General features: G+C 56.1%; 1 protein-coding gene. It reads left to right on the forward strand.

Annotation, left to right across the window (positions count from 1 at the left end):
* Window positions 1-319: flagellar hook-length control protein FliK (locus RMT89_RS41615; RefSeq protein ID WP_315888952.1), on the forward strand; the 319-nt coding region annotated here is incomplete at its 5' end.
* Window positions 320-367: the final 48 nt, after the last annotated feature.

Genomic DNA, 367 nt, shown 5'->3' on the forward strand with positions numbered 1-367 from the left:
TCTTCCGATCTGTCCGCTCTCCATCTCATTGAAGATGACGGAAGATGGCGCGCAGGCACATTTCCTATCGGCTCATGCGCAAGTCCGGCAAGTCATCGAACATGCTATCCCGCAGCTACGTGACATATTGGCAGAGCAGGGAATCATGCTGACCGACACCTCCGTTGGCGAGCAAAGCACTCAGCAACAAGCGTTTGCACAGCAGAACTCGGACGCAGGCACACAGCACGGCAACGGAGTTCAAGAGGCTGATATCGAGACCGATACCGAGCGCACCGTGACCACCACTCTGGATGGCCGCGTTGACCTCTATGCCTGACCAGCGCACTAGATGAATAGTACGCAAGACGGGCCGACGAAAGTGTCA

This window comes from Streptomyces sp. P17, assembly GCF_032436805.1.
Taxonomy (GTDB): Bacteria; Actinomycetota; Actinomycetes; order Streptomycetales; family Streptomycetaceae; genus Streptomyces.